A 25,988-nucleotide genomic window follows, 5' to 3' on the forward strand; every position below is an offset into this window, starting at 1 on the left:
CCTCCGCAAAAACTCATCACTCCTACTTCCTAACTCCTAACTTCTCAAAATCTCCCTCTCTCCACGCACCCGGCATACACGCCCCCGCCCTTTCCCTCCGCCACCGTGGCGGCGAAATAGCGGATCTCGTCCATGGCGTGGTCGTTCTCTTTTCTCACCCGGTCCTGTCCATCCCCCTGCTCCTCCCAGCGGTACAGGGCAAACTCCCGGATGGCATCGCCGCACCCCGGGCAGATCACCAGTTTCCCCGCCTTCAAAAGCCGGGCCGTCAGGCGAATGCCGGATAACACCCGGTTGTCCGCCCGGCGCACCCGCCAGCCCCGCCGCCGCAATGTCTCGATAAAGCTGGCCGCCGCCGGGTCCACGATCACCGCCCGGATGTCCCGGCCTCCGGCCAGCTCGGCCAGGGCATCGGCATACTCCTCGTCCGTCTTTTGCCGGTGTCTCTTCCGTGCGTCGTAGTAAAATTCCGCCGTGCGGTACCAAATGCCGTTCTTCCTCCCCCACAGGCCCATGGACGTGGGGTTCACCGTGCCATAGTCACAGGAGATATACCACTCCTCCAGCCCCTCCGGGGCCGGGCGCACAAAGCTCTCGTCAAAAAAGTCATACACCAGGCCCTCTGCGGCCACCCACTCCCCCAGCACGAACCGGCGGTAAAAGGTCCCCTGAAACATGGTCCGATACCGCTCCAGCATCTGGGGGGACAGCCCCGGGTTGTCCTCCATGGAGAAGGGGATGCGCAGCACCCCCTTCTCCTCCGCCTTTAAGATCCACTCCTGATAAAACCAGTGGGCGGGGGACTCCGGGTTGCAGGAGAACCAAAGCCTGCTCCCGCTCACCGAGCACCGGGCCGCCGCCTGCTCCACAAAGGACCGGGGCATCAGCGCCGCCTCGTCCAGCAGCGCCCCCGCCAAAGTCAGCCCCTGGATCAGGGCCGCCGACCCCTCGTCCTTGCCGCCGAACAGATAAAACGTGTTCTTTCTCCTGCCCAGCCGCACCTCCAGCAGATTCTGCGACGTCTTCTGCCTGCACCGAAAGCCCATCCCCTCCAGCAGGGGCAGCAGCTCCTCCAGCAGATTCCGCCGCACCGACACGATGGTCCGCCCGCACAGGGCAAACCGCCTGTTCTGAAAGCTCTGCATGGCCCAGCAGAAAAAGGACAGCCCCGTACACAGGGTCTTGCCGCTGCGCACCGCCCCGTCGCAGATGATGGCCTGTTTGTCCCGGTCCGGCGAGCCGGGCCGCCACCAGGTCAGCACCCTGCGCTGCTTGGGCGAAAACTCCATTCGTCTCTCACTTCCCCTCTTCCTGGCGCTCCATGGCGCTTAAAAAGCGGTCCACCTGATCCTCCCCGCTGTGGTCGGCGGCATCCAACAGCCGCTCCAGCAGCCGGGCCCGGTCGGTGAATTTCAGCTCTACCACGCCGTTGCTCCCCCGCTTGAACTCCGTCAGGGCATCCAGATTCATGCCCTCCACTCCGCCCCACTCCTCCGTGGGGAAACAGGCCAGCTTCACTGCATCCTCCACCCCGGCGTTGGCCAGCTTCCACATCCTTCGGATGATCTGCTCCCGTCCGGGTGTCGCTCCCTTTGCCACCTTATCCCTCCTCACCCCTGCTTCCCAAGCGTAAAAAGTTGTACGTTCCCGTCCTCTTTTCTGAAATTTTTCTTCTTTTTCTTGTTTCGACCTTCTTTTCCCGCCCCATGGACTAGTCTTTATAGCTGCACAGCCCCCTCCAGAAAATTTTTCCCCGCATAGTCCGCCCGTTTTTTCCTATCCTATGGACAAACACCGCCATCAAAACAGGAGGGACCCCTATGTATCAGCTCCGCCGCCTTTCCGCTCTGGCCCTCAGTCTGGCCATAACCTCGCTTCTCTTCTCGCCGCTCCCCGCCGCAGCGGCCCAGGAGGACAACATGCCCCTCCCCCTCTCCTCCGCCTCCGCCCTGCTCATGGAGAAGGAGACCGGTACGATCCTCCTCCAGCAAAATGCCCATCAAAAATTAGAACCCGCCAGCGTCACCAAGGTCATGACCCTGCTCCTAGTCATGGAGGCGGTGGACTCTGGCCGCCTCTCCCTGGACGAGTCCGTCCCCGTCTCCGCCCACGCCGCCGGCATGGGCGGCTCCCAGGTCTATTTAAAGGAGGGGGAGCGCCTCTCCGTCTCCGACCTCATCAAGTGCGTGGCCGTGGTCTCAGGCAACGACTGCGCCGTGGCCCTGGCCGAGCGCCTTTCCGGCAGCGAGTCCGCCTTTGTGGACCAGATGAATCAAAAGGCCCAGGCCCTGGGCATGGAGGACACCCACTTTGTCAACTGCACCGGCCTCCCCGCCCCCGGCCACCTCACCTCTGCCTACGACATCGCCCTCATGTCCCGCCAGCTCCTTCTTCACCACCCGGACATCCGGCAATACACCACCATCTGGACCGACTCCATCCGAAACGGTGCCTTCGGCCTCACCAATACCAACCGCCTGATCCGCTTCTACGACGGGGCCACCGGCCTGAAAACGGGCTTCACCGCCTCCGCCCAATACTGCATGTCCGCCGCCGCCCAGCGAAACGGCATGGAGCTCATCGCCGTGGTGATGAAGGCCCCCACCACCGCCCAGCGCTTCCAGGATGCCTCCTGCCTGCTGGACTACGGCTTTGCCAACTACGCCCTGCTTACCCCCCAGCCCGAAGGCCCCCTGGCCCCCATCGACGTACTCCTGGGTCAGAGCAAGACCGTCCAGCCTCAGCTCCAGCGGGAATGCCGTCTGCTGGTAGAAAAGGCCCAGGCCGATCAAATCACCACCCGCGTCGACCTGGCCCGGGATGTCCAGGCCCCGGTAGACCCCGGCCAGACCCTGGGAGAGTTTCAGGTCTATGTGGGGGAGCAGCTGCGGGACACCGTCCCCATCGTCGCCGCCCAGGGGGTGGAGCGTCTCTCCGTCCCCGGCCTGTTCTCCCAGCTTCTCCGCCGCCTGCTGTTTGCCGGCTGAATCGTCAAAGAAACGTCTGTAGCCTCCATCCCATCCGGCCCCCCGGCCAGCCGGATGGGGATACATCTCCCGTTTTCCCGCCCTGGTTTACCGCTATTTTACTTGACGGCTCCGCTGTATGGTTGTATAATTTATATAAATAATTCCAGTCACTTTCAATGTGGAATTGTGCTTTTTCGCCCATCCCACCATGGAAATCCCAACCAGAGGTGATCACTTTGTCCAAATATTTAGAAAATCTCAACCCCAATGACCTGTTTTTAGAGCTCCAGGCCTTTTCCGACGGCCGCTCCGCCCATGCCTGGCGCTGCTTCGGCTCCCACCCCGCCAAAACAGAGGACGGGACCGAGGGCTATCTCTTCCGGGTCTGGGCCCCCAATGCCCCCAAGATCACCCTCATCGGTGACTTCAACCACTGGGACCTCCAGGCCACCCCCATGGAAAAGATCGAGGGCGGCATCTGGGAGGTCTTCGTCCCCGGCCTCCAGCGCTACGATGCCTATCAGTATGCCGTTTTCCAGGCCGACGGCTCCTATGTGGGCAAGGCCGACCCCTTCGCCTTCCACGCCGCCACCCGGCCCGATGTCTCCTCTAAAATTTACGACCTGAACACCGGCTACACCTGGGGCGACCAGGCGTGGATGGACCGCCGGGCCAAGCAGGTACCTTACACCGCCCCCATGAACATCTACGAGTGCCATCTGGGCTCCTGGCGGCGCACCGGCGACGGCGAGTTTCTCAGCTACCGGGACACCGCCTCCTACTTAGTGCCCTATGTGAAGGAGATGGGCTTCACCCATGTAGAGCTCCTCCCCGTCACCGAGTACCCCCTGGATGCCTCCTGGGGCTACCAGTGCACCGGCTACTTCGCCGCCACCAGCCGCTTCGGCATCCCCGATGATCTGAAATACCTCGTCGACCAGCTCCATCAGGCGGGCATCGGTGTCATCATGGACTGGGTCCCCGCCCACTTCCCCCGGGATGCCTTTGGCCTCTACCAGTTCGACGGCACCCCCACCTATGAATACGCCGACCCCCGAAAGGGCACCCACGCCGACTGGGGCACCAACGTCTTTGACTATGGCCGCAGCGAGGTCCGCTCCTTCCTCCTCTCCTCCGCCATGTTCTGGCTGGAGGAATACCACATGGACGGCCTGCGGGTGGATGCCGTCTCCTCCATGCTCTATCTGGACTACGGCCGCAAGGATGGGGAGTGGGTCCCCAATGTCAACGGCGGCCACGAGAATCTGGAGGCCGTGGACTTCCTGCAGAAGCTGAACACCGCCGTCTTCTCCGCCCACCCCGACGTGCTCATGGTGGCCGAGGAGTCCACCTCCTGGCCCAAGGTCACCCACCCCGTGGACCAGGGCGGCCTGGGCTTCAACTTCAAGTGGAACATGGGCTGGATGAACGACATCTGCCACTACATCAAGATGGACCCCTACTTCCGCCAGTTCAACCACAAGGACATCACCTTCTCCCTCATGTACGCCTTTTCCGAGAACTATATCCTCCCCCTCTCCCACGACGAGGTGGTCCATATGAAGGGCTCCTTCTTCGGCAAAATGCCCGGGGACGACCCCCAAAAGTTTGCCGGGGTCCGGGCCTTCTATGCCTACATGATGACCCACCCGGGAAAAAAGCTCTCCTTCATGGGGGCTGAATTCGCCCAGTGGAACGAGTGGCACTATGAATACTCCCTGGATTGGCACCTGCTCCAGTATCCCCCCCACCGCCAGACCCAGGATTTCTTCAAGGCCATGAACGCCTTCTACCTCCAGCAGCCCGCCCTCTGGCAGCAGGACGACTCCTGGCACGGCTTCCAGTGGCTGTGCGCCGACGACAACACGGCCAATACCGTCTCCTTCCTCCGCTGGGACAAGGACGGCAAGCCTCTGCTGGTGGTGTGCAACTTCTCCCCCAACCACCGCAAGGGCTACCGGGTGGGCGCACCCTTTGCCGGTGTCTGGGCCCCCGTGCTGAACACCGATGATGCCCAGTTCGGCGGCCAGGGTCTGGGAGATCACGACCCCGTCAAGACAGAGAAGGTCCCCTGCCACGACCAGGCCCAGTCCCTGGTCATCGACCTGCCCCCCATGTCCGCCATGATCTACCGCTGCACCCGCCGGTTCCCGGTGCGCAAGCCCGCCGCCCCAAAGGCGGAGCAGGCCGCAGCCAAAAAGGCCGCCCCCAAAAAGCGTGCGGCCAAGGCCAAAGCAGCCGCCGCCCCCGCACAGGAGGCGGCCCCTCAGGCCGCTCTGCCGGAGAAGCCCGCCCGGAAGGCGCTGCCCAAGAAAGAGCCCCAGCAGGCGCTGCCCAAAAAGGAAGAGAAGCAGGCCCTCCCGGAAAAGGAGAAGCAGCACGCCCTGCCCAAAAAGCCGGAGCAGACCGCCCTGCCCAAAAAGGAGGACAAGGCCGCCCTCACCGCTCCGCCCCAGCCCAAGGCGCTGACGGGCCGCAAAAAAGCCAGCAAGCGAAAAAAGCGCTCCTAAAGCTCCGCCTTCAGCCTCCCCTGTAAAAGGGAGATAACACAGGCTCTGCCTGTGCCGGAAGGACCACACTCAGCGCCTTCGCTGCATGATATCGACCCAGTATTCGTAAGAGGTGACAGTATGAAAAAAGAAGTTGTAGCCATGCTGTTGGCCGGAGGACAGGGCAGCCGTCTCTACGCCCTCACCAGCCACGTGGCCAAGCCCGCCGTCCCCTTCGGCGGCAAATACCGCATCATTGATTTCCCTCTCTCCAACTGCGTCAATTCCGGCATCGACACCGTGGGTGTCCTCACCCAATACCGGCCCCTGGAGCTGAACAGCTACCTGGGCAACGGCCAGCCCTGGGACCTGGACCGGGCCGACGGCGGCGTACATATCCTCCCCCCCTACATGCGTGAGGGGGACCAGGGCACCTGGTACAAGGGCACCGCCAACGCCATCTATCAGAACATCGGCTTTCTGGACCTGTATGACCCGGAATATGTGGTCATCCTGTCCGGCGACCATATCTACAAGATGGACTACACCCACATGATCGACCTGCACAAGAAAACGGGGGCGGCCTGCACCATCTCCGTGCTGGAGGTCACCATGGAGGAGGCCACCCGCTTCGGCATCATGAACGTGGACGAGCACGACCGTATCTACGAGTTCGAGGAGAAACCCGCCCACCCCAAGAGCAATCTGGCCTCCATGGGCATCTATGTGTTCACCTGGTCCAAGCTGCGGCAATATCTCATCGACGACGAGGCCGACCCCGGCTCCTCCAACGACTTCGGCAAAAACATCATCCCCAACATGCTCGCCGCCGGCGAACTTCTCACCGCCTACCGCTTCCATGGCTACTGGAAGGACGTGGGCACCATCGACTCCCTGTGGGATGCCAACATGGACATGCTGGCCCCCCACAACTCCATCGACCTCCACGACCCGGAGTGGCCCATCTACGCCCGCTCCCCCATCAAGCCCCCCCACGCCACCGGTCCCCATGCAAAAATTTCCCATTCCCTGGTCACCGGCGGCGGCCAGATCGACGGCACCGTGGAAAACTCCGTCCTCTTCCACTCCGTCGTGGTGGAGGAAGGCGCCCGGGTGCAGTACTCCATCCTCATGCCCGGCGCAGTGGTCAAAGCCGGGGCCGACGTGTCCTATGCCATCGTGGCTGAAAACGCCGTCATCGAAGCAAACGCCCATGTGGGCTCCGCCCCGGACGACAGCCCTGACTGGGGCATCGCCGTGGTGGCCGGCGGTGTCACCATCGGCGCAGGGGCCACTGTCGCCCCTCGCGCCATGATCCGCGAAGATGTGAAAGGAGGCGAGCAGGCATGAACGACCTCCACGGACTTCTCTTTGCCTATCGCGCTGATGCCAACCTGGGTGAGCTCACCCGTCCCCGCAACACCTGTTCTCTCCCCTTCGGCGGGCGCTACCGCCTCATCGACTTTATGCTCTCCAACTATGTCAACGCCGGCATCTCCGACGTGGGCATCATCGTCCACCAGAACTATCAGTCCCTCCTGGACCACCTGGGCTCGGGCAAGGACTGGGACCTGAGCCGTAAGCACGGCGGCCTGCGCATCCTGCCCCCCTTCAGCTATGCCCGCCGGGGCGGGGACTACCGGGGCCCCATGGACGCTCTGGCCGGGGTGTCCGACTACTTAAACAACATCCGTCAGGACTATGTCATCCTCGGCCGGGGGGATGTGGCATTAAATCTGCCTGTGGCCGACGTGTTCCAGCAGCACCTGGACTCCGGGGCCGATGTCACCGTGGTCTGCACCCCCACCCTCCGGGGCGCGCCCCGCTCCTCCGAGTATGTGGAGGTCAGCGAGTCCGGCCGCATCACCGACCTGTCCATCCACCCCATCGCCGCCGGCGACCAGCTGGAATCTCTGGAGCTGTACGTTCTGTCCAAGCAGCTGCTGCTGAGCATGGTAGACTACTGCGCCGCCCACGATGTCACGGACTTCAGCCGGGGCGTTCTCCAGCCCCGCCTGGACTCTCTGAAGCTCATCCCCTATGTCCACAAGGGCTATGTGGGCCGCTTCCAGTCGGTGGATGACTACTACCACCGCTCCATGGATCTGCTGGACCCCGCCGTCCGGGCTGACCTCTTCAACCCCCAGCGCCCCATCCGCACCAAGGACCAGTCCAACCCCTCCACCTACTACGGCCCCAGTTCCACCTGCACCTGCTCCCTGGTGTCCGATGGCTGCCACATCGAGGGGGACGTGGAAAATTCCATCATCTCCCGTGGTGTCACCATCGAACCCGGGGCCAAGGTGGTCAACAGCGTCCTCATGCAGGGAACGGTGGTCAAGGCCGGTGCCTCTCTGGCCTACGTCATCGCCGACAAAAGCGTCACAGTGAACCAGGGCCGCATGCTTATGGGCCACAGCACCTATCCCCTGGCCATCGCCAAGGGTTCCGTCGTGTAAACTCTGACTTGCCCGCGCTCTTGTCCTTGCGAGGAGCGCAGCGGCGTGGCAATCCGTATTCTCATGTTTCTTCGGGGGCTCCGCCCCCGGAAAGGGGATATCTATGAACATTCTTTTCGCCTCCTCCGAGGTCGCTCCCTTCATCAAAACCGGCGGTCTGGCCGACGTGGCCGGCTCCCTGCCCCAGGCCCTTGTCAAAGAAGGACACCAGGTCACCGTCATCCTCCCCCTCTACCAGGGCATCAGCCAGTTCTGGCGGGACCAGATGACCTTCCTCAAGCACTTTAATGTCTCCCTGTCCTGGCGGCAGGCCTACTGCGGCCTGTTCCAGCTGGTGCGGGAGGGCGTCACCTACTGGTTCGTGGACAACGAGTACTACTTCAAGCGCGCCCAGGTCTACGGCCACTTCGACGACTGCGAGCGCTTCGCCTTCTTCTCCCGGGCCGTTCTGGCCGCCCCCGCTCAGATGGACTGGGCCCCGGACATCATCCACTGCAACGACTGGCAGACCGCCCTGATCCCCGTCTATCTGCTGGAGGAGCGCTACCGGGTGCCCCAGCTGGCGGGTGCCCACGCCGTTTTCACCATCCACAATATCGAGTACCAGGGCCGCTATGGCGAGCAGGTCCTCCAGGATGTCATCGGTCTGGACAGCAGCTATTTCAACGAGGGCATGCTGGCCTACTTCGGGGACGTGAACCTGATGAAGGGGGCCATTCTGGCCTCCAGCCAGGTGACCACCGTCTCCCCCACCTATGCCCAGGAGCTGCACACCCCCTTCTATGCCCACGGCATGGATGGGGTCATCTGCCAGCAGGACGGCAAGTTCTGCGGCATCTTAAACGGCATCGACATGGACCTCTACGACCCCGCCGCCTGCGCCGACCTTCCTGAGCACTACTCCGCCAAAGACCTCACCGGCAAGGCCGCCTGCAAGGCCGCCCTCCAGCGCTCCATGGGCCTGCAGGAGGACCCCTATGTCCCCCTCATCGGCTGCGTCTCCCGCCTGGTGGGCCACAAGGGCTTCTCCCTGGTGACCGATGCCCTCCACGACATCATGGGCCTGGACGTACAGATGGTGGTCCTGGGCACCGGCGAGTGGCAGTATGAGGAGGCGTTCCGCAGCGCCCAGGGTCAGTACCCCGGCCGCTTCGCCGCCCATCTGGCCTACTCCCCCGCCCTGTCCAACCTGGTCTACGCCGGGTCCGACCTGTTCCTCATGCCCTCCGTGTCCGAGCCCTGCGGGCTCAGCCAGCTCATCGCCATGCGCTTTGGCTCCGTCCCCGTGGTGCGGGAGACCGGCGGGCTGAAGGACACCGTCCCCCCCTACAACAAGTATACCGGCGAGGGCCGGGGCTTCACCTTCACCAACATCAATGCCGGGGACATGGTCTGGGTCCTGCGGGAGGCCGCCGCTCTCTACCGCAGCAACAAGCCCGCCTGGCGCTCCCTGCAGAAGGCCGGCATGACCGCCGACTTCTCCTGGGGCCCCTCCGCCAAGCAGTATCTGGAGGTCTATCAAAAAGCCATGGGCTGATCTCCCCGTCCGAAACGTCTCCCGCCAAACCCGGCGGGAGACGTTTTTTCTTGTGCATTTTTCGCCCGCAGCCCCCGAACTCCCCTGTGTTTACGCCCCTTTTGCCGATTGACGCACCTTTTGAAAGCTGATAAAATGTTTCAGCGGGGGAAAGATACGTTCCAGCCCCCACTTTTCTTGAAAATTCAATTAAACCGTACAGGAGGAACTGTTATGGCTGAATATACCAAAGCGCAGCTCACCGAAATGATCACCGGCAAGCTCCAGCGCAACTTTGGCCGCACTGTGGACGAGGCCGCCCCCCCCCACATGTTCAAGGCCTGCGCCCTGGTCCTGCGGGACATCATGTCCCGCCGCCAGATGGCCACCGACAACCAGGTGTGGGAGGGCCAACAGCGCCAGGTCCACTACCTCTCCCTGGAATTTCTCATGGGCCGCTCTCTGGAGAAAAACGCCTATAACCTGGGCCTGCTGGGCACCTTAAAGGACGCTCTGGAGGGCCTGGGCTTCTCCGCCTCCGACCTGTTCGAGCTGGAGCCCGATGCCGGCCTGGGCAACGGCGGTCTGGGCCGTCTGGCCGCCTGCTATCTGGACTCCATGACCACCCTGGAGATCCCCGCCACCGGCTACTCCATCTGCTACGAGCTGGGTATCTTCAAGCAGAAGATCATCGATGGCAAGCAGGTGGAGCTGGCCGACAACTGGCTGGGCCTGGGCGATGCCTGGCTCATCCCCAAGATGGACGAGGCGGAGGAGGTCCGCTTCGGCGGCAAAGTGGAGGACTGCTGGGACAGCGAGGGCCACAACCACCCCGAGCACACCGGCTACACCACCGTGCTGGCCATCCCCCGGGATATGGAGATCGCCGGCTACCAGACCCGCCACACCAACGTCCTGCGCCTGTGGGATGCCAAAAGCCCCGTCCCCGTGGACATGTCCCTGTACTCCCGGGGGGAATACCTCAAGGCGGTGGAGCAGCAGGCCATGGCCGAGGTCATCGCCAAGGTCCTCTACCCCGACGACAACCACTACGAGGGCAAGTCCCTGCGTTTAAAGCAGCAATACTTCTTCGTCTCCGCCACGGTGCAGTCCATCATCCGCAAGCACCGCGCCCAATACGGCACCCTGCGCAACTTCCACGAAAAGCACGTCATCCAGATCAACGACACCCACCCCACTCTGGTCATCCCCGAGCTGATGCGCATCCTGCTGGACGTGGAGGGCTACTCCTGGGAGGACGCCTGGCACATCGTCACCCAGACAGTCTGCTACACCAACCACACCGTCCTGGCCGAGGCCCTGGAGCGCTGGCCCCAGTCCCTCATCCAGACCCTGCTCCCCCGCATCTGGACCATCCTCAAGGAGATCGCCTCCCGCTATCAGCGGGAGCTGGAGCACCGCTACGGCAATGACACCGGCAAGATCGCCAACATGGCTATCATCTGGGGCGGCGAGGTGCGTATGGCCAACCTGTGCATCTGCGCCTGCCAGACGGTGAACGGTGTCTCCGCCCTCCACTCCGAGATCCTGAAGAAGGATGTCTTCCACGACGCCTATCTGGCCCGGCCCGAGCAGTTCACCAACGTGACCAACGGCATCGACCACCGCCGCTGGCTGTCCCAGATCAACCCCCGGCTGGACGCCCTCATCCGGGACTGCACCGGCGGGGATGCCTACCTCCTTCACCCGGAGGCTCTCCAGGGTCTGGAGAAATACCGCTCCGACAAGACCGTGCTGAAAAAGCTGGCGGACATCAAGCACGACAACAAGCTGCGCTTTGCCTCCTGGGTGGCCCGGGAGTCCGGCGTGGTGCTGAACACCGATGCCGTCTTTGATGTCCAGGTCAAGCGCCTGCACGAGTATAAGCGCCAGCTGCTCAACGTGCTGCACATCATCTCCCTCTATCACCAGCTCCGGGATAACCCCAATATGGACTTCGTCCCCCAGACCTTCCTCTTCGGGGCCAAGGCCGCCCCCGGCTATCATGTGGCCAAGGAGATCATCCAGCTCATCAACTCCCTGTCCGCCCAGATCGACCGGGACCCCGTGTGCAAGGATAAGCTCCAGGTGGTCTTTTTGGAAAACTACCGGGTCTCCCTGGCAGAGAAGCTCATCCCCGCCTCCGAGATCAGCGAGCAGATCTCCACCGCCGGCAAGGAGGCCAGCGGCACCGGCAACATGAAGTTCATGATGAACGGCGCCCTCACCATCGGCACCCTGGACGGCGCCAACGTGGAGATGCACCAGCAGCTGGGGGACGAGAACATCTTCCTCTTCGGCCTCACCGCCCAGGAGGTGGTCCAGCGCAAGCAGCAGGGCTACCACCCCATGGACTACTACCAGCAGGACCCCGTCCTCAAGCGGGTCATCGACCAGCTCTCCGCCGGCTTCGACGACCACGTCTCCTATGCCGACCTGGCCACCCGCCTGCTCTATGGGGCCGGCGGCTCCCCCGCCGACGAATACCTGCTCCTGGCCGACTTCCAGAGCTACTGCCAGGCCCACGACCGGGCCCTCCGGGTCTATGGCGACAGCAAGCGCTGGAACCAGATGTCCCTGACCAACATCGCCCGCTCCGGCATCTTCGCCGCCGACCGCTCCATCAAGGAATACGCAGAAAACATCTGGCACGTCCCCACTCGCTAAGCCCCACTTTTTCTCCCCGCGCCCTTGTCCCTCTTTGGGAAAAATGGTATAATGATTCGTACCGATCAAGCCGCCTTTGCGGCCTCACTTTCCGCCTGTCGGAAAAAACAGAAGAAAGGTTGATCCTATATGCAGCCACTTTCTAATCAGCAGCTGGCGATCAAGGCCAACGAGGCCCGCATTCTGGGCCTGACCATGGTCCACGATGCCGCCTCCGGCCACCCCGGCGGCTCCATGTCCTGCATGGACCTGGTCACTGCCCTGTACTTCAATGTCATGCATGTGGACACGCAGAATCCCCAGGACCCCGACCGTGACCGCTTCGTCATGTCCAAAGGCCACTGCAGTCCCGCCCTCTACCCCGTCCTGGCGCTGCGGGGCTTCTTCCCCGTGGACGAGCTGCACATGTTCCGCCGCATCGACGGCCATATGTCCGGCCATGTGGAGATGCACCACGTCCGGGGCGTGGATATGTCCACCGGCTCCCTGGGCCAGGGTGTCTCCGCCGCCGTGGGCATGGCCCTGGGCGGCAAGCTCAACCACAAGGACTACCGGGTCTATGCCGTCATGGGCGACGGCGAGCTGGACGAGGGCCAGGGCTGGGAGGCCTTTATGTCCGCCGCCAAGTACAAGCTGGACAACCTGTGCGTCATTGTAGACGTGAACGGTCTGCAGATCGACGGTGCCACCAAGGACGTGATGCCTCTGGAGCCCCTGGACCAGAAGTTTGCCGCCTTCGGCTTCCACGTCATCACCATCAACGGCCACGATTTCGACCAGATTCTCTCCGCCTATCAGCAGGCTGCCGCCACCAAGGGCCAGCCCACGGTCATCCTGGCCAAGACCGTCAAGGGCAAGGGCATCTCCTTCATGGAGAACGACGCCGGCTGGCACGGCAAGGCCCCCAACGACGAGCAGCTGGCGCAGGCTGTCTCCGAGCTGAAGGCTAAGATCAAGGAATTGGAGGGGAACTGACATGTCTGAAAAGAAAGCCACCCGTAATGCCTACGGCGACGCCCTGGTCGCCCTGGCTGACCGCTATCCCCAGCTCGTCGTGCTGGAGGCCGACCTGGCCGGAGCCACTATGACCAAGGGCTTCAAGGCCGCCTATCCCCAGCGCTTCTTCGACATGGGCATCGCCGAGAGCAACATGCAGGGCGTGGCCGCCGGCCTGTCCACCTGCGGCTTCAAGCCCTTCACCAACACCTTCGCCATGTTCGCCGCCGGCCGCTCCTGGGAGCAGGTGCGCAACTCCATCGCCTACCCCGGCATGAACGTCAAAGTCGTGGGCTCCCACGGCGGCCTGTCTGTGGGCGAGGACGGTGCCACCCACCAGTGCATCGAGGACTTCTCCCTCATGCGCACCATCCCCGGCATGACCGTTCTGTGCCCCTGCGACGCCCACGAGATGACCCTGGCCGTAGAGGCCCTGCTGCAGTACGAGGGCCCCGCCTACATGCGCCTGGGCCGCTCCGCTGTGGAGACCGTCACCGACTCCATCCCCGGCTACCACTTCCAGCTGGGCAAGGGCGTCACCCTGCGTGACGGCAAGGACGTGACCATCGTGGCCGTGGGCATGATGGTCCAGATGGCCCTGAAGGCCGCCGATATCCTCTCTGCCGAGGGCATCTCCGCCCGTGTGCTGGACTTCCACACCATCAAGCCCCTGGATCAGGAGCTGCTGCTTGCCGCCGCCAAGGAGACCGGTGCCATCGTCACCTCCGAGGAGCACAACGTCATCGGCGGTCTGGGTGCCGCCGTGGCCGAGTTCCTCAGCGAGAACTGCCCCGTGCCCGTCATCCGCCACGGCGTGAACGACCAGTTCGGCCGCAGCGGCAAGGCCGACCAGGTCCTGGCCGCCTACGGCCTCACCCCCGAGGTGCTGGCTGACAAGGCCCGCCAGGCCATTGCCAAAAAGGGCTGATCCTCTCTGATCGCATAAAAATACGGCGATCCCAATATTTTGGGACCGCCGTATTTTTATGCTTTTTTATTCATATTGGACCTGCCTCAGCATCTGTAAAAATCCATCCACCGCCTCTGACAGTTCCTGTCCGGGGCGGTACACGACGTACACACCCCCGTTCATCGCTCCCTCAAAGCCTGCAACAAAATCCGGGTCAAAGGGCAGGGACATCACCTGATTCACCCGTTCCTGGTTGTTCACCGCCTGGGCCCCCACAGCCACCGCATCGGTCTGGGTCAGCAGGTCATAAAAGGTCCCTCGGCTGGAGACATAGATGATCTTCCCGATCCGGCTCCAGTCCATATTCTTCATGCCCCGCTCCACCGAGGAGTGGATGCTGGACCCGCCGGGCATCAGCCAGTCCAGCTCGGGATAGATCACAAAGCTCTGGCCATACAGGTCCTCCGCCCGGATGGGCCGATTCAGCCTTGCCAGCGGGTGGCCCACCCGCACCACCAGATGGGGCACGGTATCAGACAGCTTCTCCATGTACAGCCCCCTGCTCTCCACCTCCCGCCGGGCCAGCTCCAGCACACCGTTGTGCAGGTGGAGCACCCCCAGCTCCGACTCCCCGGTGAATACGTCTCCGATGGCCGCCAGGGGGTCGGTCTCCTTATAGAAAAATCGGAAGCCGTCTTTCTCTCCCCAGGTCCTTACATACTCCAAAAACACGTCGCAGGTAAAGGACAGAAAGGTTGCAGATATTCTGGCGCTGTTGGCCTGGTCCACCAAATACAGCAGTTTCTCTTTCCCCTCCGCCTCCTCCACAATGTCCCGGGCGATCTTTAAAAATTTCTGTCCCGCCTCCGTGGGCGTAAGGCCGTTGTTCTCCCGTTTGAAAATGGCCACGCCGTATTTTCGCTCTGTCTCCGCCAAGATCTTGCTCAGTCTGGGTTGGGACAGATACAGAACTTTGGCCGCCGCCGTCACCGATCCCCGCTGGGCGATCTCCAGCAGATACCGCAGATTCTGTATGTTCACTGATTTCCCCTCCTTTTTAGATATTCCTCTCGGGAATACGGTTTGTTGATTTTATGATAGCAGTTCCCTCTTTTTCAGCTGTTTCACTCATATCCTACCTGTTTATTTGTGTAAAGTATCAATTTTCCCCTCCGCCCACGCTCTCCCATGGGATAGGGCCCCGCTGTTTGGTTATTTGCCCTTCGTCCGACCCAGCTTTATAATCTCTATCGCCGGCAGCAAAATTCTTTTCTTTTGTTGGTTTAGATTCGTCGAACCCTTAATTTTTAAAAGTTTTCCTCTTTCGGCGCTGCCTGTATCCACCGGTTTTTTGATTATAACATATCTGCCGCCGGGATGCAAAATGCGCCGCTGCCCCGTCTGTCATCAGACGAGATCACACCGAAAAGGATGAAAGACCATGATCTCTAACGACCTCTCCCAGGCCATCCAACGGCACTGGCATACCGCCGTTGCCCTTAGCGACGACCTCTATGCCCACCCCGAGATCGCCCATCAGGAGTTCCGCTCCAGCCAGAAAGTCGTGGAATTGCTCCGCCAGGCCGGTTACCAGGTGGAATACCCCTACATGGGCTACCCCACCGCCTTCCGGGGGGTACTGAAAAATGGGGAAGGTCCCTCCGCCGCCATTCTGGTGGAATACGATGCCCTCCCCGGCCTGGGCCACGCCTGCGGGCACAACGCCCACTGCGCCATGGCCGTGCTGGCCGCCCTGGCCATGGCCGACCTCAAGGACCGGTTTCAGGGCACGATATACGTCTTCGGCACCCCCGCCGAGGAGGAGGCCGGTGCCAAGATCGGCATGGCTGCCAACGGCGCATTCGACGGCATGTCTCTGGCCACGATGATCCACAGCTGGAGCGGCCCGGCCAGCATCTCCGACATGGACGTGCTCAGTCTGCGGTGTTATCTCATGGAGTTCAAGGGGACCAGCGCCCACGCCGTGGCCGGTCCCTGGGCGGGCCACAGCGCCCTGGCCGCCGCCCGGGGCTTCCTGTCCCTCATCGATGCCCGGCGGGAGAGCTTCACCAGCGATGTCCATGTCAACGGCATCATCACCGACGGCGGTCTCTGCCCCGCCATCCTGCCGGATCGTGCGGAGCTCCGCATCGAGTTCCGTACCGATTCTCTCTCCAAGCTGGAGCGGCTGGACGATATCATCAAAAAGTGCGCCCATGGCGCAGCCTCCGCCATGGACTGCACCGTGAACTTCACCAAGGCCTTCGACGACTTTGCCGACATGGTCCGGGTCCCCGTGCTGGAGGATACGGTGGAGGAGCTGCTCCATGAGATGGGACGGGCCAGCGAACCCGTGCGGATTCCCAACGGCTCCTCCGACGTGGGCAACGTGAGCTATCACTGCCCCGCCATCCAGCCCCTGCTGACCATCGGCGACACGTTTTACGCCCTGCACACCCCGGAGTTCCGGGAGGAGACCCTCAAGGAGCCCGCCCACCAGGCCATTGCCGACGGCGGCAAGCTCATCGGCAGCCTGATCCTGCGCACCCTCACCGACGAGAAGTTCCGGGACCAGGTCTGGCAGTCCTATCTGACCCAGCGGGAAAAAAAGTTAGACCCCTGATCCTCGCTGCCCCTACTATTTGTGTGAAAAAGGAGTGCTCTTCATGTCAAGCGGAAACATGTTAAAAAAGAAAAAAGGCATCCAGCTTCCCCACATCTATGTTCTGCTGTTCAGCGTCATCATCGTCTGCACCATCCTCACCTGGGTCCTCCCCGCCGGCGAGTTTGACCGGGTGATGAACGAGGCCACAGGCCGTACCGTAGCCGTGGCCGGCACCTTCCACACGGTGAAGCAGTCGCCGGTCGGTATCTTCCAGATGTTCCAGTCCATCTATAACGGCATGTGCGACGCCGGGTCCGTCACCTTCTTTGTCTTCGTCTCCTTTGCCTCCATCAATATCATCATCGCCAGCGGTGCATTCAACGGTCTGGTTGCCGGCCTGCTGAAGGTGTTCAAGGGCAAGGCCCGCGTGGCCATCATCCCCATTTTCATGTTCATCGTGGGTATTGCCTCCTCCACCATCGGTCTGTTCGAGGAGTGGTTCCCCTTCGTCCCCGTATTTGCCGGCATCGCCATGGCCATGGGCTTCGATGCAGTTGTGGGCATGGCCATTGTGGCCTTCGGTGCCGCCACGGGCTACTCCGGCGCTATGATGAACCCCTTCACCGTGGGCATCGCTCAGGGCATCGCCGAGGTGGCCCCCATGTCCGGCACGGGCTATCGCTTCCTCTGCCACATGGCCCTGCTGGTGGTGGGCTCCGCCCTCACCATCCGCTACGCTCTGAAGGTCCAGGCCGACCCCAGCAAAAGCCTGGTCTACGGCGAGACCGGACACATCACCATGAGCGAAAACGACGTGCAGAATTCCCCCTTCGGCATTCGGGAAAAGCTGGTCCTGCTCATCCTGCTGGGCGGCATCATCGCTGTGGTCTATGGCTGTAAGGTCTATGGCTGGTACTTCGCTGAGCTGTCCGCTGTCTTCGTCATCATGGGCGTCCTCAGCGCCCTCGTCATGGGCTGGGGTCCCAACAAGATCGGCGAGCTGTATTCCAAGGGCTTCACCGACATCGCCATGGCCTGTATGATGATCGGCCTGGCCCGGGGCATCCTGATGGTCCTCCAGGCCGGCAACATCATCGACACCGTGGTGTACTACTTCTCCCTGCCCCTGGCCGCCTTCCCCTCCTGGTTCTGCGGCGTGGCCATGCTGGTCATGCAGACCCTGCTGAACTTCTTCATCCCCTCCGGCTCCGGTCAGGCCGCTGCCTCCATGCCCATCATGGCTCCCCTTGCCGACCTGCTGGGCGTGTCCCGGGACACCGCCGTGCTGGCCTTCCAGTTTGGCGACGGTCTGTCCAACGTTCTGTGGCCCACCGCCTACCCCGCTATCCTGGCCGGTCTGGCCGGCATCAAGGTGGAGAAGTGGTGGAAGTTCGCCATCCCCGTGGGCCTCGCTCTGGTCCTCACCCAGGCCGGACTGATGATCCTGGCTGTTCTCACAGGCTTCGGGGCCTGAACCCCTTTTCTTTTCCCTTCTGGCGGCGGTCCCTCCCGGGGCCGCCGCTCTCTTTTGTCTATTTTGCTGTTTTTTGTTTTTTACACGCTTTTTACTTTCTCCAGTTATCCTACGATAATATTTCCAAAAATAATTGCATTTTTTTGTCCCTTGTGCTATATTTCTTGCATCAAAAAAGTTGGCCCGTCCGGCTCCCCGCCTGACATGCCGCCTTACTTATTTACTTTAAGGAGGAACGCTCTATGAATATCTACAAGAAACTGGCCCTGTTCGCCGGCGGCACCCTGTTTGGCTCTGCCGGTATCAAGCTGCTCTCCAGCAAGGATGCCAAGAACGCCTATGCCCACACCGCCGCCGCCGTCCTGCGGATGAAGGACTGCGTCATGACCACTGTGAACACCGTGCAGGAGAACGCCGCCGATGTTCTGGCCACCGCCAAGGACATCAACGAGCAGCGCGCCCAGCAGGCCGAGCAGGCCCAGCAGGCTGACGAGTCCGCCCAGGCCGAGCCCGCCGACGCTGAGTAAATCCACCACGCCGTAGGGGGCCGCTTCGGCGGCCCTCTTTCCTTTGGAGGCATACGCTATGAAATTCATCATCAAACACGAAAGCCGGGGGCGGATGCGGGTGCAGCTGTGCCAGTCCCGCATGACCCTGGCGCAGGCCGACCTGCTTCAGGCCTGGCTCCACGCCCAGCCCCATGTGCTCCAGGCCGATGTCCACGAGCGCACCTGCTGCGCCGTGGTCACCTTCCGGGGCGACTGCCGGGAGCAGCTGCTCTCCTCCCTGCGCCGCTTCTCTTATTCTGACAAGGCCGTCCAGGCCTTCTCCGGCGTCCAGAGCGGCCGGGCCATCAACCGGGCCTATCAGGAAAAACTGGTGGGCCTGGTCTGCGGCAAAGCCGCCCGCTTCCTCTTCCTGCCCGCCCCTCTCCAGGCTGCCTGGGCGGTGGTCACCGCCGTTCCCTATGTCCTGCGGGGCCTGGGCTGCCTCATCCGCCGCCAGATGCATGTGGAGCTGCTGGACGGCCTGTCCATCGGCATCTCCCTGGTCCGCCGGGACTTCGGCACCGCCGGCTCGGTCATGTTCCTGCTGCGCCTGGGCGAGCTGCTGGAGGAGTGGACCCACAAGCGCTCGGTGGACAACCTGGCCCGCAGCATGTCCCTGAACATCGACCGGGTCTGGCTGAAGACCCCCGGCGGGGACGAGATCCTGGTCCCCCTCACCCAGGTCCAGCCCGGCGACCGCATCTGCGTCCGCACTGGCGGCATGATCCCCCTGGACAGCGTGGTGGACCAGGGGGAGGTCACCGTGAATCAGGCCTCCCTCACCGGCGAGTCCATCCCCGTGCCCAAGCGCCCCGGCTCCGCCGTCTACGCCGGCACCGTGGTGGAGGAGGGCGAGTGCGTCCTGCTGGTGCGCCAGCACTCCGGCTCCAGCCGCTATGACAAGATCGTCTCCATGATCGAGCAGTCGGAGAAGCTCAAGTCCGCCGCCGAGAGCCAGGCCGCCAACCTGGCCGACAAGCTGGTGCCCTACACCCTGGTGGGCAGCGGCCTGGTCTATCTCCTCACCCGAAACGTCACCCGGGCCCTGTCCGTGCTCATGGTGGACTTCTCCTGCGCCCTCAAGCTGGCCATGCCCCTGGCCGTCCTGTCCGCCATGCGGGAGGCCAGCGACTTCCGTGCCACCGTCAAGGGCGGCAAATATCTGGAGGCCATCGCCAAGGCCGACACCATCGTCTTTGATAAGACGGGCACCCTGACCTATGCCAGCCCCGTGGTGGCCCAGGTGGTCCCCTTCGGCGGCAACAGCGAGGAGGAGATGCTCCGCCTTGCCGCCTGTCTGGAGGAGCACTTCCCCCACTCCATGGCCAACGCCGTGGTCAGCGCCGCCCAGCAGCGGGGCCTGTCCCACGAGGAGCTCCACTCCCAGGTCCAATATCTGGTGGCCCACGGCATCGCCAGCACGGTGGGCGGCAAAAAGGTCATCATCGGCAGCGCCCACTTCGTCTTCGAGGACGAGCACTGTGCCATCCCCGCCGGGGAGCAGGACAAGTTCGACGCCCTGCCCCCGGAGTACTCCCACCTCTATCTGGCCATCGCCGGCCAGCTCTCCGCCGTCATCTGCATCGCCGACCCCTTGCGGAAGGAGGCCGCCCAGGTCATCCAGACCCTGCGCCAGCTGGGCGTGAAAAAGACCGTCATGCTCACCGGCGACAGCGAGCGCACCGCCGCCGCCATCGCCGCCCAGGTGGGCGTGGACGAGTACCACTCCGAGGTCCTGCCCGAGGACAAGGCCAACTTTGTCCAGCAGGAGCGGGCCCTGGGGCACACCGTCATCATGCTGGGTGACGGCATCAACGACTCCCCCGCCCTGTCCGCCGCCAGCGTGGGCATCGCCATCAGCGACGGAGCGGCCATCGCCCGGGAGATCGCCGATGTCACCGTGGCCGCCGAGGACTTAAACGAGCTGGTCGCCCTGCGCCGGGTGGCCCAGGGGCTGATGGACCGCATCCACTCCAACTATCGCTTCGTCATCGGCTTCAACGGCTCCCTCATCGCCCTGGGCGCTCTGGGCATCCTGCCCCCCGCCACCTCCGCCATGCTGCATAACCTGTCCACCCTGGGGGTCAGCCTGCGCAGCATGACCGACCTCCTCCCCGACCAGGACAAGCTGGTCTGACCCCAGCCCATAAAACACAGTGAAAAAGCGGCCCCCGGTTCGGCATATGCCAAACCGAGGGCCGCTTCTCTTTTGCTCAAAGGCGGACTCCGCTCATCTCCGGTCCAGCTCCCGGCGCACGGTGCGGGACAGCAGCTCCTGCCCCTCGGGGGAGCGGAGCACCTCCAGCACCGTCTCCCGGACCATCTCCTGGAAGGCCGGGGTACGCAGGAGGGAGCCGAACACGGTGCCCTGGTCCCCGCCGCCGCTCTTGGGCTGGGGCGCAGGCCGCACGGCCCGCTTGGGGGCGGGGCGGACGGGCTCGTCGTCGTCCACAAAGTCCCCGTCCATCCAGGTCTCCTGGCGGGTCTTATCGTTGCTCTCCCCCTTCAGATAGAACAGGGACACCCCGAAAAAGTCCGCCATTTTCTTCTGCTGCTCGGCGGTGGGGGTGGCCCGCCCGGTCTCAAACTTCTCCGCCGCCGTCTTGGGAAAGCCCAGTGCGGCGGACAGGGCGGGGCGGCTGAGCCCCTTCTCGGTGCGCAGTTCCTCAATGCGCTGTGCCATGGTGATCATAACAAATTCCTCCTTGGATAGTTGAGTTGTTGACATAATAGCCGCCCCTACAAGAGCAATCGTGACCTGGTGTAGGGGCGGATGTCCCCATCCGCCCGTTCAATGGCCGTCCGGGTAACGCCGGGCCGCTGGGGACAGCGGCCCCTACGGTAGGGTGCGGTAGCTCTCGTAGGGACGGCCTGTCCCGTCTGGCCTCTCACAGCGTGCGCAGCACGTCCTCCACCCTGCGGCAGTGGTTGGGGAATTTCTCCCGCAGCTCGGGGGCGGCGTTGTCCATGATATAGGGGCAGCCGGCGGCCTCCAGCATGGGCAGGTCGTTGAAGTTATCCCCAAAGGCCATGACCTCCTCCGGCTTTACGTCCAGGGCCTGGCACAGCTGCTCCAGGCCGGTGCCCTTGTTGGCCAGATTAAAGTCCAGCCAGGCCTCCCCGGCGATGGCATGGTGAAATTCGTCCTCCCACTTGGGGCCCAGCACAGGCTGGACCTCCACCGCCCCCTGGGGGCAGTAGGCAGAGACCTTTACGATGTTCTCCGGCATGTCCTCCACCGTGGGTAGGATGGCCAGGTTGTTGCCCACGAAATAGCGGATGTGGTCCACCACGTCCCCCTTCTTGGGGCACAGATAGCTGGTGTTCACCCCGGAGATAAGTACCTCGCACTCCGGGATGTCCATGATCTGGTGGGCCAGGGCCAGGGCCCTTTCCCGCTCCATTACCGTCTTGCCCAGCAGCCTGCCGGGGTTCCCCGGGCCGAACAGCACCGCCCCGTTTTCGCACAGATAGGTCAGCTCGTCCGCCGCCGGGGCGAACAGCCGCCTAAGGCTGTGATACTGCCGCCCGCTGGCCGGGCAAAACAGGATGCCCTTCTGCTTCAGGCGGTGGATCTCCTCAAAGATCACCGGGTCGATCTCCGCCGCACCGTTGTGCAGCAGGGTCCCGTCTATGTCGCTGGCGATCAGCCGGATCATATGTCGTTCCTCCTTGGATATGGCTCAGATAAGCTGTTAATTGCTCACGTCCTGGTATTCCGACGGGCTCATGCCCACCAGCTTTTTGAACGTGGCGGAAAAATAGGCGATGTCCCGATAGCCCACCTGCTCGGCCACCTCATACACCTTCAACCGGCAGTCCCGCAGCAGCTCCATGGCCCGGTGGATGCGATAGCGGGTGAGATAGTTCAGCAGGGTATAGTCGGTCTCCTTCTTGAAGGTATGGCTCAGGTGCCCCTCGCTGATACCCAAATGCTGGGCGATGGCTGCCACGCCGATATTGGGCTCGTGATAGTGCTCGCCGATGTAGGCCATGGCCTCCAACACATATTTGCTCTTGTCCCCTTTTTTCAGCTCGGGCAGGGGCAGGGGCGCAGGGCCCTTTTCGCCCCCCTGACCGGCCCGGTCCATGCGCTGCTTCAAGCGGGTGACGGCCTGCTCCAGCTCCCCGTCGTGAAAGGGCTTTAACAGAAAGTCCACCGCCCCCAGGCGCAGGGCGGCCTGGGCATAGGCAAAGCTGTCATAGGCCGTGAGGATGATGACAAAGGCGTTGTTGCCCCGCTCCCGCAGCTGGCGCAGCATCTCCAGCCCGTCCATAACGGGCATTTTCAGGTCGGTGATGATCAGGCTGGGGGCATAGCGCTCCACCGCCTCCAGGGCCTGGAGGCCGTTGGCCGCCTCGCCCACCACCACGCAGTCCAGGGCGGCCCAGTCCACGGCCAGCACGATGCCCTTGCGGATCATCTCCTCGTCCTCTACCACCAGCACCTTCAGCACTGCGCCTTCTCCTCCCTTCGTATGGGCAGGGTGGCCGTGACCACGGCCCCCGGCCCGTCCGTCCGGTTCTCCAGATACAGGCCAAAGCCCTTACCATAATATTTTATCAGAATGGTGTCCACGTTGTACAGCCCCAAATGTCCCCGGGACAGCTCCCGGTCCCGGCAGGCATAGGGCCCCAACAGCTCCTCCGGCAGTCCCCGGCCGTTGTCCAGCACCTGGATCTGCAGCTTGCCGCCGGTCTCCCGGGCCCGGACCCAGATCTCCCCGTGCTCCGCCCCGTCTACGCCGTGGAGCACGGCGTTTTCCACCAGCGGCTGCAAGATCATCTTGGGGGTCAGGCAGTCGGCCAGCTCCTCCGGCAGGTCCAGGCGGAAGGAGATGGCCCCGGACATGCGGATGTGCTGGATCTCCATATACCGCTGCAAGATCTCCGCCTCCCGCCGCAGGGGGACAAACTCCTCCGGGGAGATGCAAAAGCGCAGGATGTCGGCCAGGTCGGTGGACATCACCGCCACCTGGGGCACCTGGTTGATCTTGCTGATCCACTTCATGGTGTCCAGGGTGTTGCACAGGAAATGGGGGTTTAATTGGGCCTGGAGCATCCTGATCTGGGCCTGATTCAGCTCCCGCTGGTTTTCCACCAGCTGCTCCTGGTTGTGCTTGAGCGCCGCCACCATGCCGTCAAATCGCTTTGCCAGCTCCCCCAGCTCGTCGTCCTGGTCCAGCTGCACCCGCACATTCAAATCGTTCTGCCCCACCGCCTGGATGGCGGAGTGGAGATGCTGGATGGGCCGGAACATCTGTCGGCTCAGCTTCCAGCTCAGGCCCACACAGATGAGCACCCCCAGGGCCGCACAGCCCAGGCTGACGGTGTAAAGCAGGTCCAGGGTGTTCCGGTTGAACACCTGTGGCCGCTGAAGGATCAGATACAGCCCCGTATCCGGCTGCTGGGCGGCGGTACAGATAAAGTCCTCCTCCGCCGTCTCCAGATCGCCCCCCGCCAGCAGATGCTGCCGCAGCCGCGCAGCCCGGGCGGCAGCCTGGGAGGGCTGATCGCAGTACACCGGCTGCCAGAACCGGTCCACCACCAGCAGACTGTTCTGCACTCCGTATTTCCCCGCCACCAGCTGCCGCAGGCCGCTTTGATACAGGCTCACCACCAGATAGCCGTCCAGGCCGCCCTCCGGGCCATAAAGGGGGGCCGCCCCCTGGAGCAGGGGCTCCCCCTGGGCGTTTACGTCCTCACAGGCCACAAAGCGCAGGCCCCCCGCCTGGCGGGCCGCCCGCAGCACCCCCCAGTTCACCGGCAGGGTCCGCTCCGCCGGGGCGGCCTGGGTGGAATAGCGACACCGGCCCTGACCGTCGTACAGGTCAACCCGGGCATAGCTGCGCACCTCCTGCACCGCCTGAAACAGGCTGTTATACACCTGGGCGCTGTCCTCCTGGCTCCCGGCCAGGGCCGCCGTCACCACGTCTTCCCCCGCCAGCCGCTCCGCCGCCCGGACAAAGCCGTCATAGGCCGTTTCCACAGCGTACAGGGCGCTGTTCAGATGGGCCTGGGCCTCGGTGCGGGCTGCGTCGTTCAGCCGCAGGCGAAAAATCTGCAGCAGCGACCCGGCACACAGCAGCAAGGGGACCATAGCCGCGGCCAGAAAGGCCCAGAACAGCCGTCTGCGAAAGGAGCCGGACCAAAATTTTCTCATGCCGTCTCCTCCCCGCCCAGACAGAAGGCCCAGGTCATCAGAACGCCCTCCCGGTTCTCGCTGGCCCAATCCACATCATAGTCCACAAAGCAGATGCGCTCCAGATCGGGCAGGCTCTCCCCGGTCGGCACATCCGTCCGCACCGAGCGGCGGTAAAACTGCTCCCCCAGCAGCCGCTGCACGTCGGCGCTGATGGTAAAGTCCAAAAATTTTTTGGCGTTATCCTCATGGGGCGCACCCTTCACCAGGGCGCTGGCATCGGGCACGGCGCTGGTGCCCTCCTTGGGATAGACGATGCCCACGTCCGCCCCGCCGGAGACATATTTCAGGGCCGTCTCCTCCAGGGTCACCCCCAGCCAGGCCCCGCCGTCGGCCACCTGGTCCAGCACGGCTCCGGAGCTGTCCAGCTGCCGCCCGTCCAGGTTTTTTGCAAAGGAGCGGATATCCTCCCGCCAGTCATTCCCCAGGGCGGCGGTCATGGTCACCAGACTGGTGAAGCAGGAGCCGGAGATCTCCGGGTCTGCAAAGGCGATATGCCCCCGAAAGGCGGGGGAGAGCAGGTCGTGCCACCCCGTCACCCGGGCAGCAGACAGCAGCTTGTTGTTATAGATGAGCACCACGGGCAGGGTGGAAAAGGGGGTCCACAGCCCGTCCGCCCGGGAAAACCGGGCATCCAGCTTGTCCGCATCCCGGGCGGTGTAGGGGGTGAAGCAGTCGGCATAGGCCGCCAGCCCCTCCACGCCGCCGCCGAACATCACGTCGGCCCGGGGGGCCTCCTTCTCCTGGTCGATGCGCTCTAAAAGCTCGCTGCTGCCCCCGGTCTCCACCACGACCCAAACGCCCGTGCGCTCCTCAAACTCCCGGACGATGGGCCGCCACACCTCCGCTTTGTGGGAGGTATAGATCACCAGCCGCTCCCTCTCCTCCGGGGCAAAGCCGCTCTCCCCCTGCTCCTGCCCGGCGCAGCCGCCCAGCCCCAGACACAGGGCCAGTGCCGTCCCAAATGCCGCCAGCCGCCGCATAAGCCCCATGGTCATCCCCCTTTTCTTTCAAATCTCACTAATTATAGCACAGCCGCCCCGAATTTTGTCATCAATTTCACCACAGATATCAGCCTTTTCAAAGAAAGCGCAGATTTGTCCCCTGTTTTTTCCGCCGGTCCTCCCATATAATAAAAGTGCTGTAAGAAATG

20 protein-coding genes are annotated in these 25,988 nt (G+C 63.0%); 12 read left to right on the forward strand and 8 right to left on the reverse strand.

Going from position 1 to position 25,988, the window contains the following annotated elements; all coding sequences use genetic code 11:
- Positions 1–44: 44 nt before the first annotated feature.
- Positions 45–1,289, reverse strand: a complete 1,245-nt coding sequence (locus H8S55_RS02445) for a PBSX family phage terminase large subunit (protein ID WP_186877655.1) — start codon at positions 1,287–1,289, stop codon at positions 45–47.
- Positions 1,290–1,296: 7 nt separating this feature from the next.
- Positions 1,297–1,599: an XRE family transcriptional regulator gene (locus tag H8S55_RS02450; protein ID WP_186877656.1), complete on the reverse strand. Its 303-nt coding sequence runs from the start codon at positions 1,597–1,599 to the stop codon at positions 1,297–1,299.
- A gap of 221 nt (positions 1,600–1,820) precedes the next feature.
- Here H8S55_RS02450 and H8S55_RS02455 point away from each other — a divergent pair, with 221 nt between their 5' ends.
- The 8 genes from H8S55_RS02455 to H8S55_RS02495 all read left to right on the forward strand — a co-directional run bounded on the left by H8S55_RS02455 (position 1,821) and on the right by H8S55_RS02495 (position 14,024).
- Positions 1,821–2,987, forward strand: a complete 1,167-nt coding sequence (locus tag H8S55_RS02455; protein ID WP_186877657.1) for a D-alanyl-D-alanine carboxypeptidase family protein — start codon at positions 1,821–1,823, stop codon at positions 2,985–2,987.
- Positions 2,988–3,205: 218 nt separating this feature from the next.
- Entirely contained in the window at positions 3,206–5,479 is a 2,274-nt protein-coding gene (glgB, locus tag H8S55_RS02465) for a 1,4-alpha-glucan branching protein GlgB (RefSeq protein WP_243200421.1), read from the forward strand.
- A gap of 120 nt (positions 5,480–5,599) precedes the next feature.
- Entirely contained in the window at positions 5,600–6,808 is a 1,209-nt protein-coding gene (locus H8S55_RS02470) for a glucose-1-phosphate adenylyltransferase (protein WP_186877659.1), read from the forward strand.
- Positions 6,805–7,917: a glucose-1-phosphate adenylyltransferase subunit GlgD gene (glgD, locus tag H8S55_RS02475; protein ID WP_186877660.1), complete on the forward strand. Its 1,113-nt coding sequence runs from the start codon at positions 6,805–6,807 to the stop codon at positions 7,915–7,917. Before H8S55_RS02470 ends, glgD begins: the two co-directional genes overlap by 4 nt.
- 103 nt (positions 7,918–8,020) lie before the next feature.
- Positions 8,021–9,454, forward strand: a complete 1,434-nt coding sequence (gene glgA, locus H8S55_RS02480; protein ID WP_186877661.1) for a glycogen synthase GlgA — start codon at positions 8,021–8,023, stop codon at positions 9,452–9,454.
- Between the two features lie 213 nt (positions 9,455–9,667).
- A complete protein-coding gene (locus H8S55_RS02485; protein WP_186877662.1) occupies positions 9,668–12,100 on the forward strand; it encodes a glycogen/starch/alpha-glucan phosphorylase in 2,433 nt (810 codons plus the stop codon).
- 129 nt (positions 12,101–12,229) lie between these two features.
- Positions 12,230–13,075: a transketolase gene (locus tag H8S55_RS02490; protein WP_186877663.1), complete on the forward strand. Its 846-nt coding sequence runs from the start codon at positions 12,230–12,232 to the stop codon at positions 13,073–13,075.
- 1 nt (position 13,076) lies between these two features.
- The gene (locus H8S55_RS02495; RefSeq protein WP_186877664.1) at positions 13,077–14,024 is read left to right on the forward strand and encodes a transketolase family protein; all 948 of its coding nucleotides are present in this window, start codon (positions 13,077–13,079) and stop codon (positions 14,022–14,024) included.
- Positions 14,025–14,090: 66 nt separating this feature from the next.
- Here H8S55_RS02495 and H8S55_RS02500 read toward each other — a convergent pair whose 3' ends face one another.
- Positions 14,091–15,047, reverse strand: a complete 957-nt coding sequence (locus H8S55_RS02500) for a LysR family transcriptional regulator (protein WP_186877665.1) — start codon at positions 15,045–15,047, stop codon at positions 14,091–14,093.
- Positions 15,048–15,447: 400 nt separating this feature from the next.
- Here H8S55_RS02500 and H8S55_RS02505 point away from each other — a divergent pair, with 400 nt between their 5' ends.
- The 4 genes from H8S55_RS02505 to H8S55_RS02520 all read left to right on the forward strand — a co-directional run bounded on the left by H8S55_RS02505 (position 15,448) and on the right by H8S55_RS02520 (position 20,770).
- Positions 15,448–16,629: an amidohydrolase gene (locus H8S55_RS02505; RefSeq protein ID WP_186877666.1), complete on the forward strand. Its 1,182-nt coding sequence runs from the start codon at positions 15,448–15,450 to the stop codon at positions 16,627–16,629.
- A gap of 43 nt (positions 16,630–16,672) precedes the next feature.
- Positions 16,673–18,085 carry a YfcC family protein gene (locus H8S55_RS02510; protein ID WP_186877667.1) on the forward strand — a complete coding sequence of 471 codons (1,413 nt, stop codon included), beginning with the start codon at positions 16,673–16,675 and terminating at the stop codon, positions 18,083–18,085.
- Positions 18,086–18,327: 242 nt separating this feature from the next.
- Positions 18,328–18,612, forward strand: a complete 285-nt coding sequence (locus H8S55_RS02515) for a DUF6110 family protein (protein WP_186877668.1) — start codon at positions 18,328–18,330, stop codon at positions 18,610–18,612.
- Positions 18,613–18,670: 58 nt separating this feature from the next.
- The gene (locus tag H8S55_RS02520; protein ID WP_186877669.1) at positions 18,671–20,770 is read left to right on the forward strand and encodes a heavy metal translocating P-type ATPase; all 2,100 of its coding nucleotides are present in this window, start codon (positions 18,671–18,673) and stop codon (positions 20,768–20,770) included.
- Between the two features lie 93 nt (positions 20,771–20,863).
- Here H8S55_RS02520 and H8S55_RS02525 read toward each other — a convergent pair whose 3' ends face one another.
- The 5 genes from H8S55_RS02525 to H8S55_RS02545 all read right to left on the reverse strand — a co-directional run bounded on the left by H8S55_RS02525 (position 20,864) and on the right by H8S55_RS02545 (position 25,827).
- Positions 20,864–21,325, reverse strand: a complete 462-nt coding sequence (locus tag H8S55_RS02525; RefSeq protein ID WP_186877670.1) for a helix-turn-helix domain-containing protein — start codon at positions 21,323–21,325, stop codon at positions 20,864–20,866.
- Between the two features lie 196 nt (positions 21,326–21,521).
- Positions 21,522–22,292 (reverse strand): HAD family hydrolase, encoded by a 771-nt coding sequence (locus tag H8S55_RS02530; protein ID WP_186877671.1) that lies wholly within the window; start codon positions 22,290–22,292, stop codon positions 21,522–21,524.
- A 36-nt stretch (positions 22,293–22,328) separates the two neighbouring features.
- Positions 22,329–23,090 carry a response regulator transcription factor gene (locus tag H8S55_RS02535; protein ID WP_186877672.1) on the reverse strand — a complete coding sequence of 254 codons (762 nt, stop codon included), beginning with the start codon at positions 23,088–23,090 and terminating at the stop codon, positions 22,329–22,331.
- The gene (locus H8S55_RS02540) at positions 23,084–24,796 is read right to left on the reverse strand and encodes a sensor histidine kinase (RefSeq protein WP_186877673.1); all 1,713 of its coding nucleotides are present in this window, start codon (positions 24,794–24,796) and stop codon (positions 23,084–23,086) included. Before H8S55_RS02540 ends, H8S55_RS02535 begins: the two co-directional genes overlap by 7 nt.
- Complete coding sequence (locus H8S55_RS02545; protein WP_186877674.1) at positions 24,793–25,827, reverse strand: ABC transporter substrate-binding protein; 1,035 nt, start codon at positions 25,825–25,827, stop codon at positions 24,793–24,795. Before H8S55_RS02545 ends, H8S55_RS02540 begins: the two co-directional genes overlap by 4 nt.
- Positions 25,828–25,988 lie beyond the last annotated feature (161 nt).

Origin of the sequence: Flintibacter faecis, from assembly GCF_014287875.1 — a bacterium.
Taxonomy (GTDB): Bacteria; Bacillota; Clostridia; order Oscillospirales; family Oscillospiraceae; genus Lawsonibacter; species Lawsonibacter faecis_A.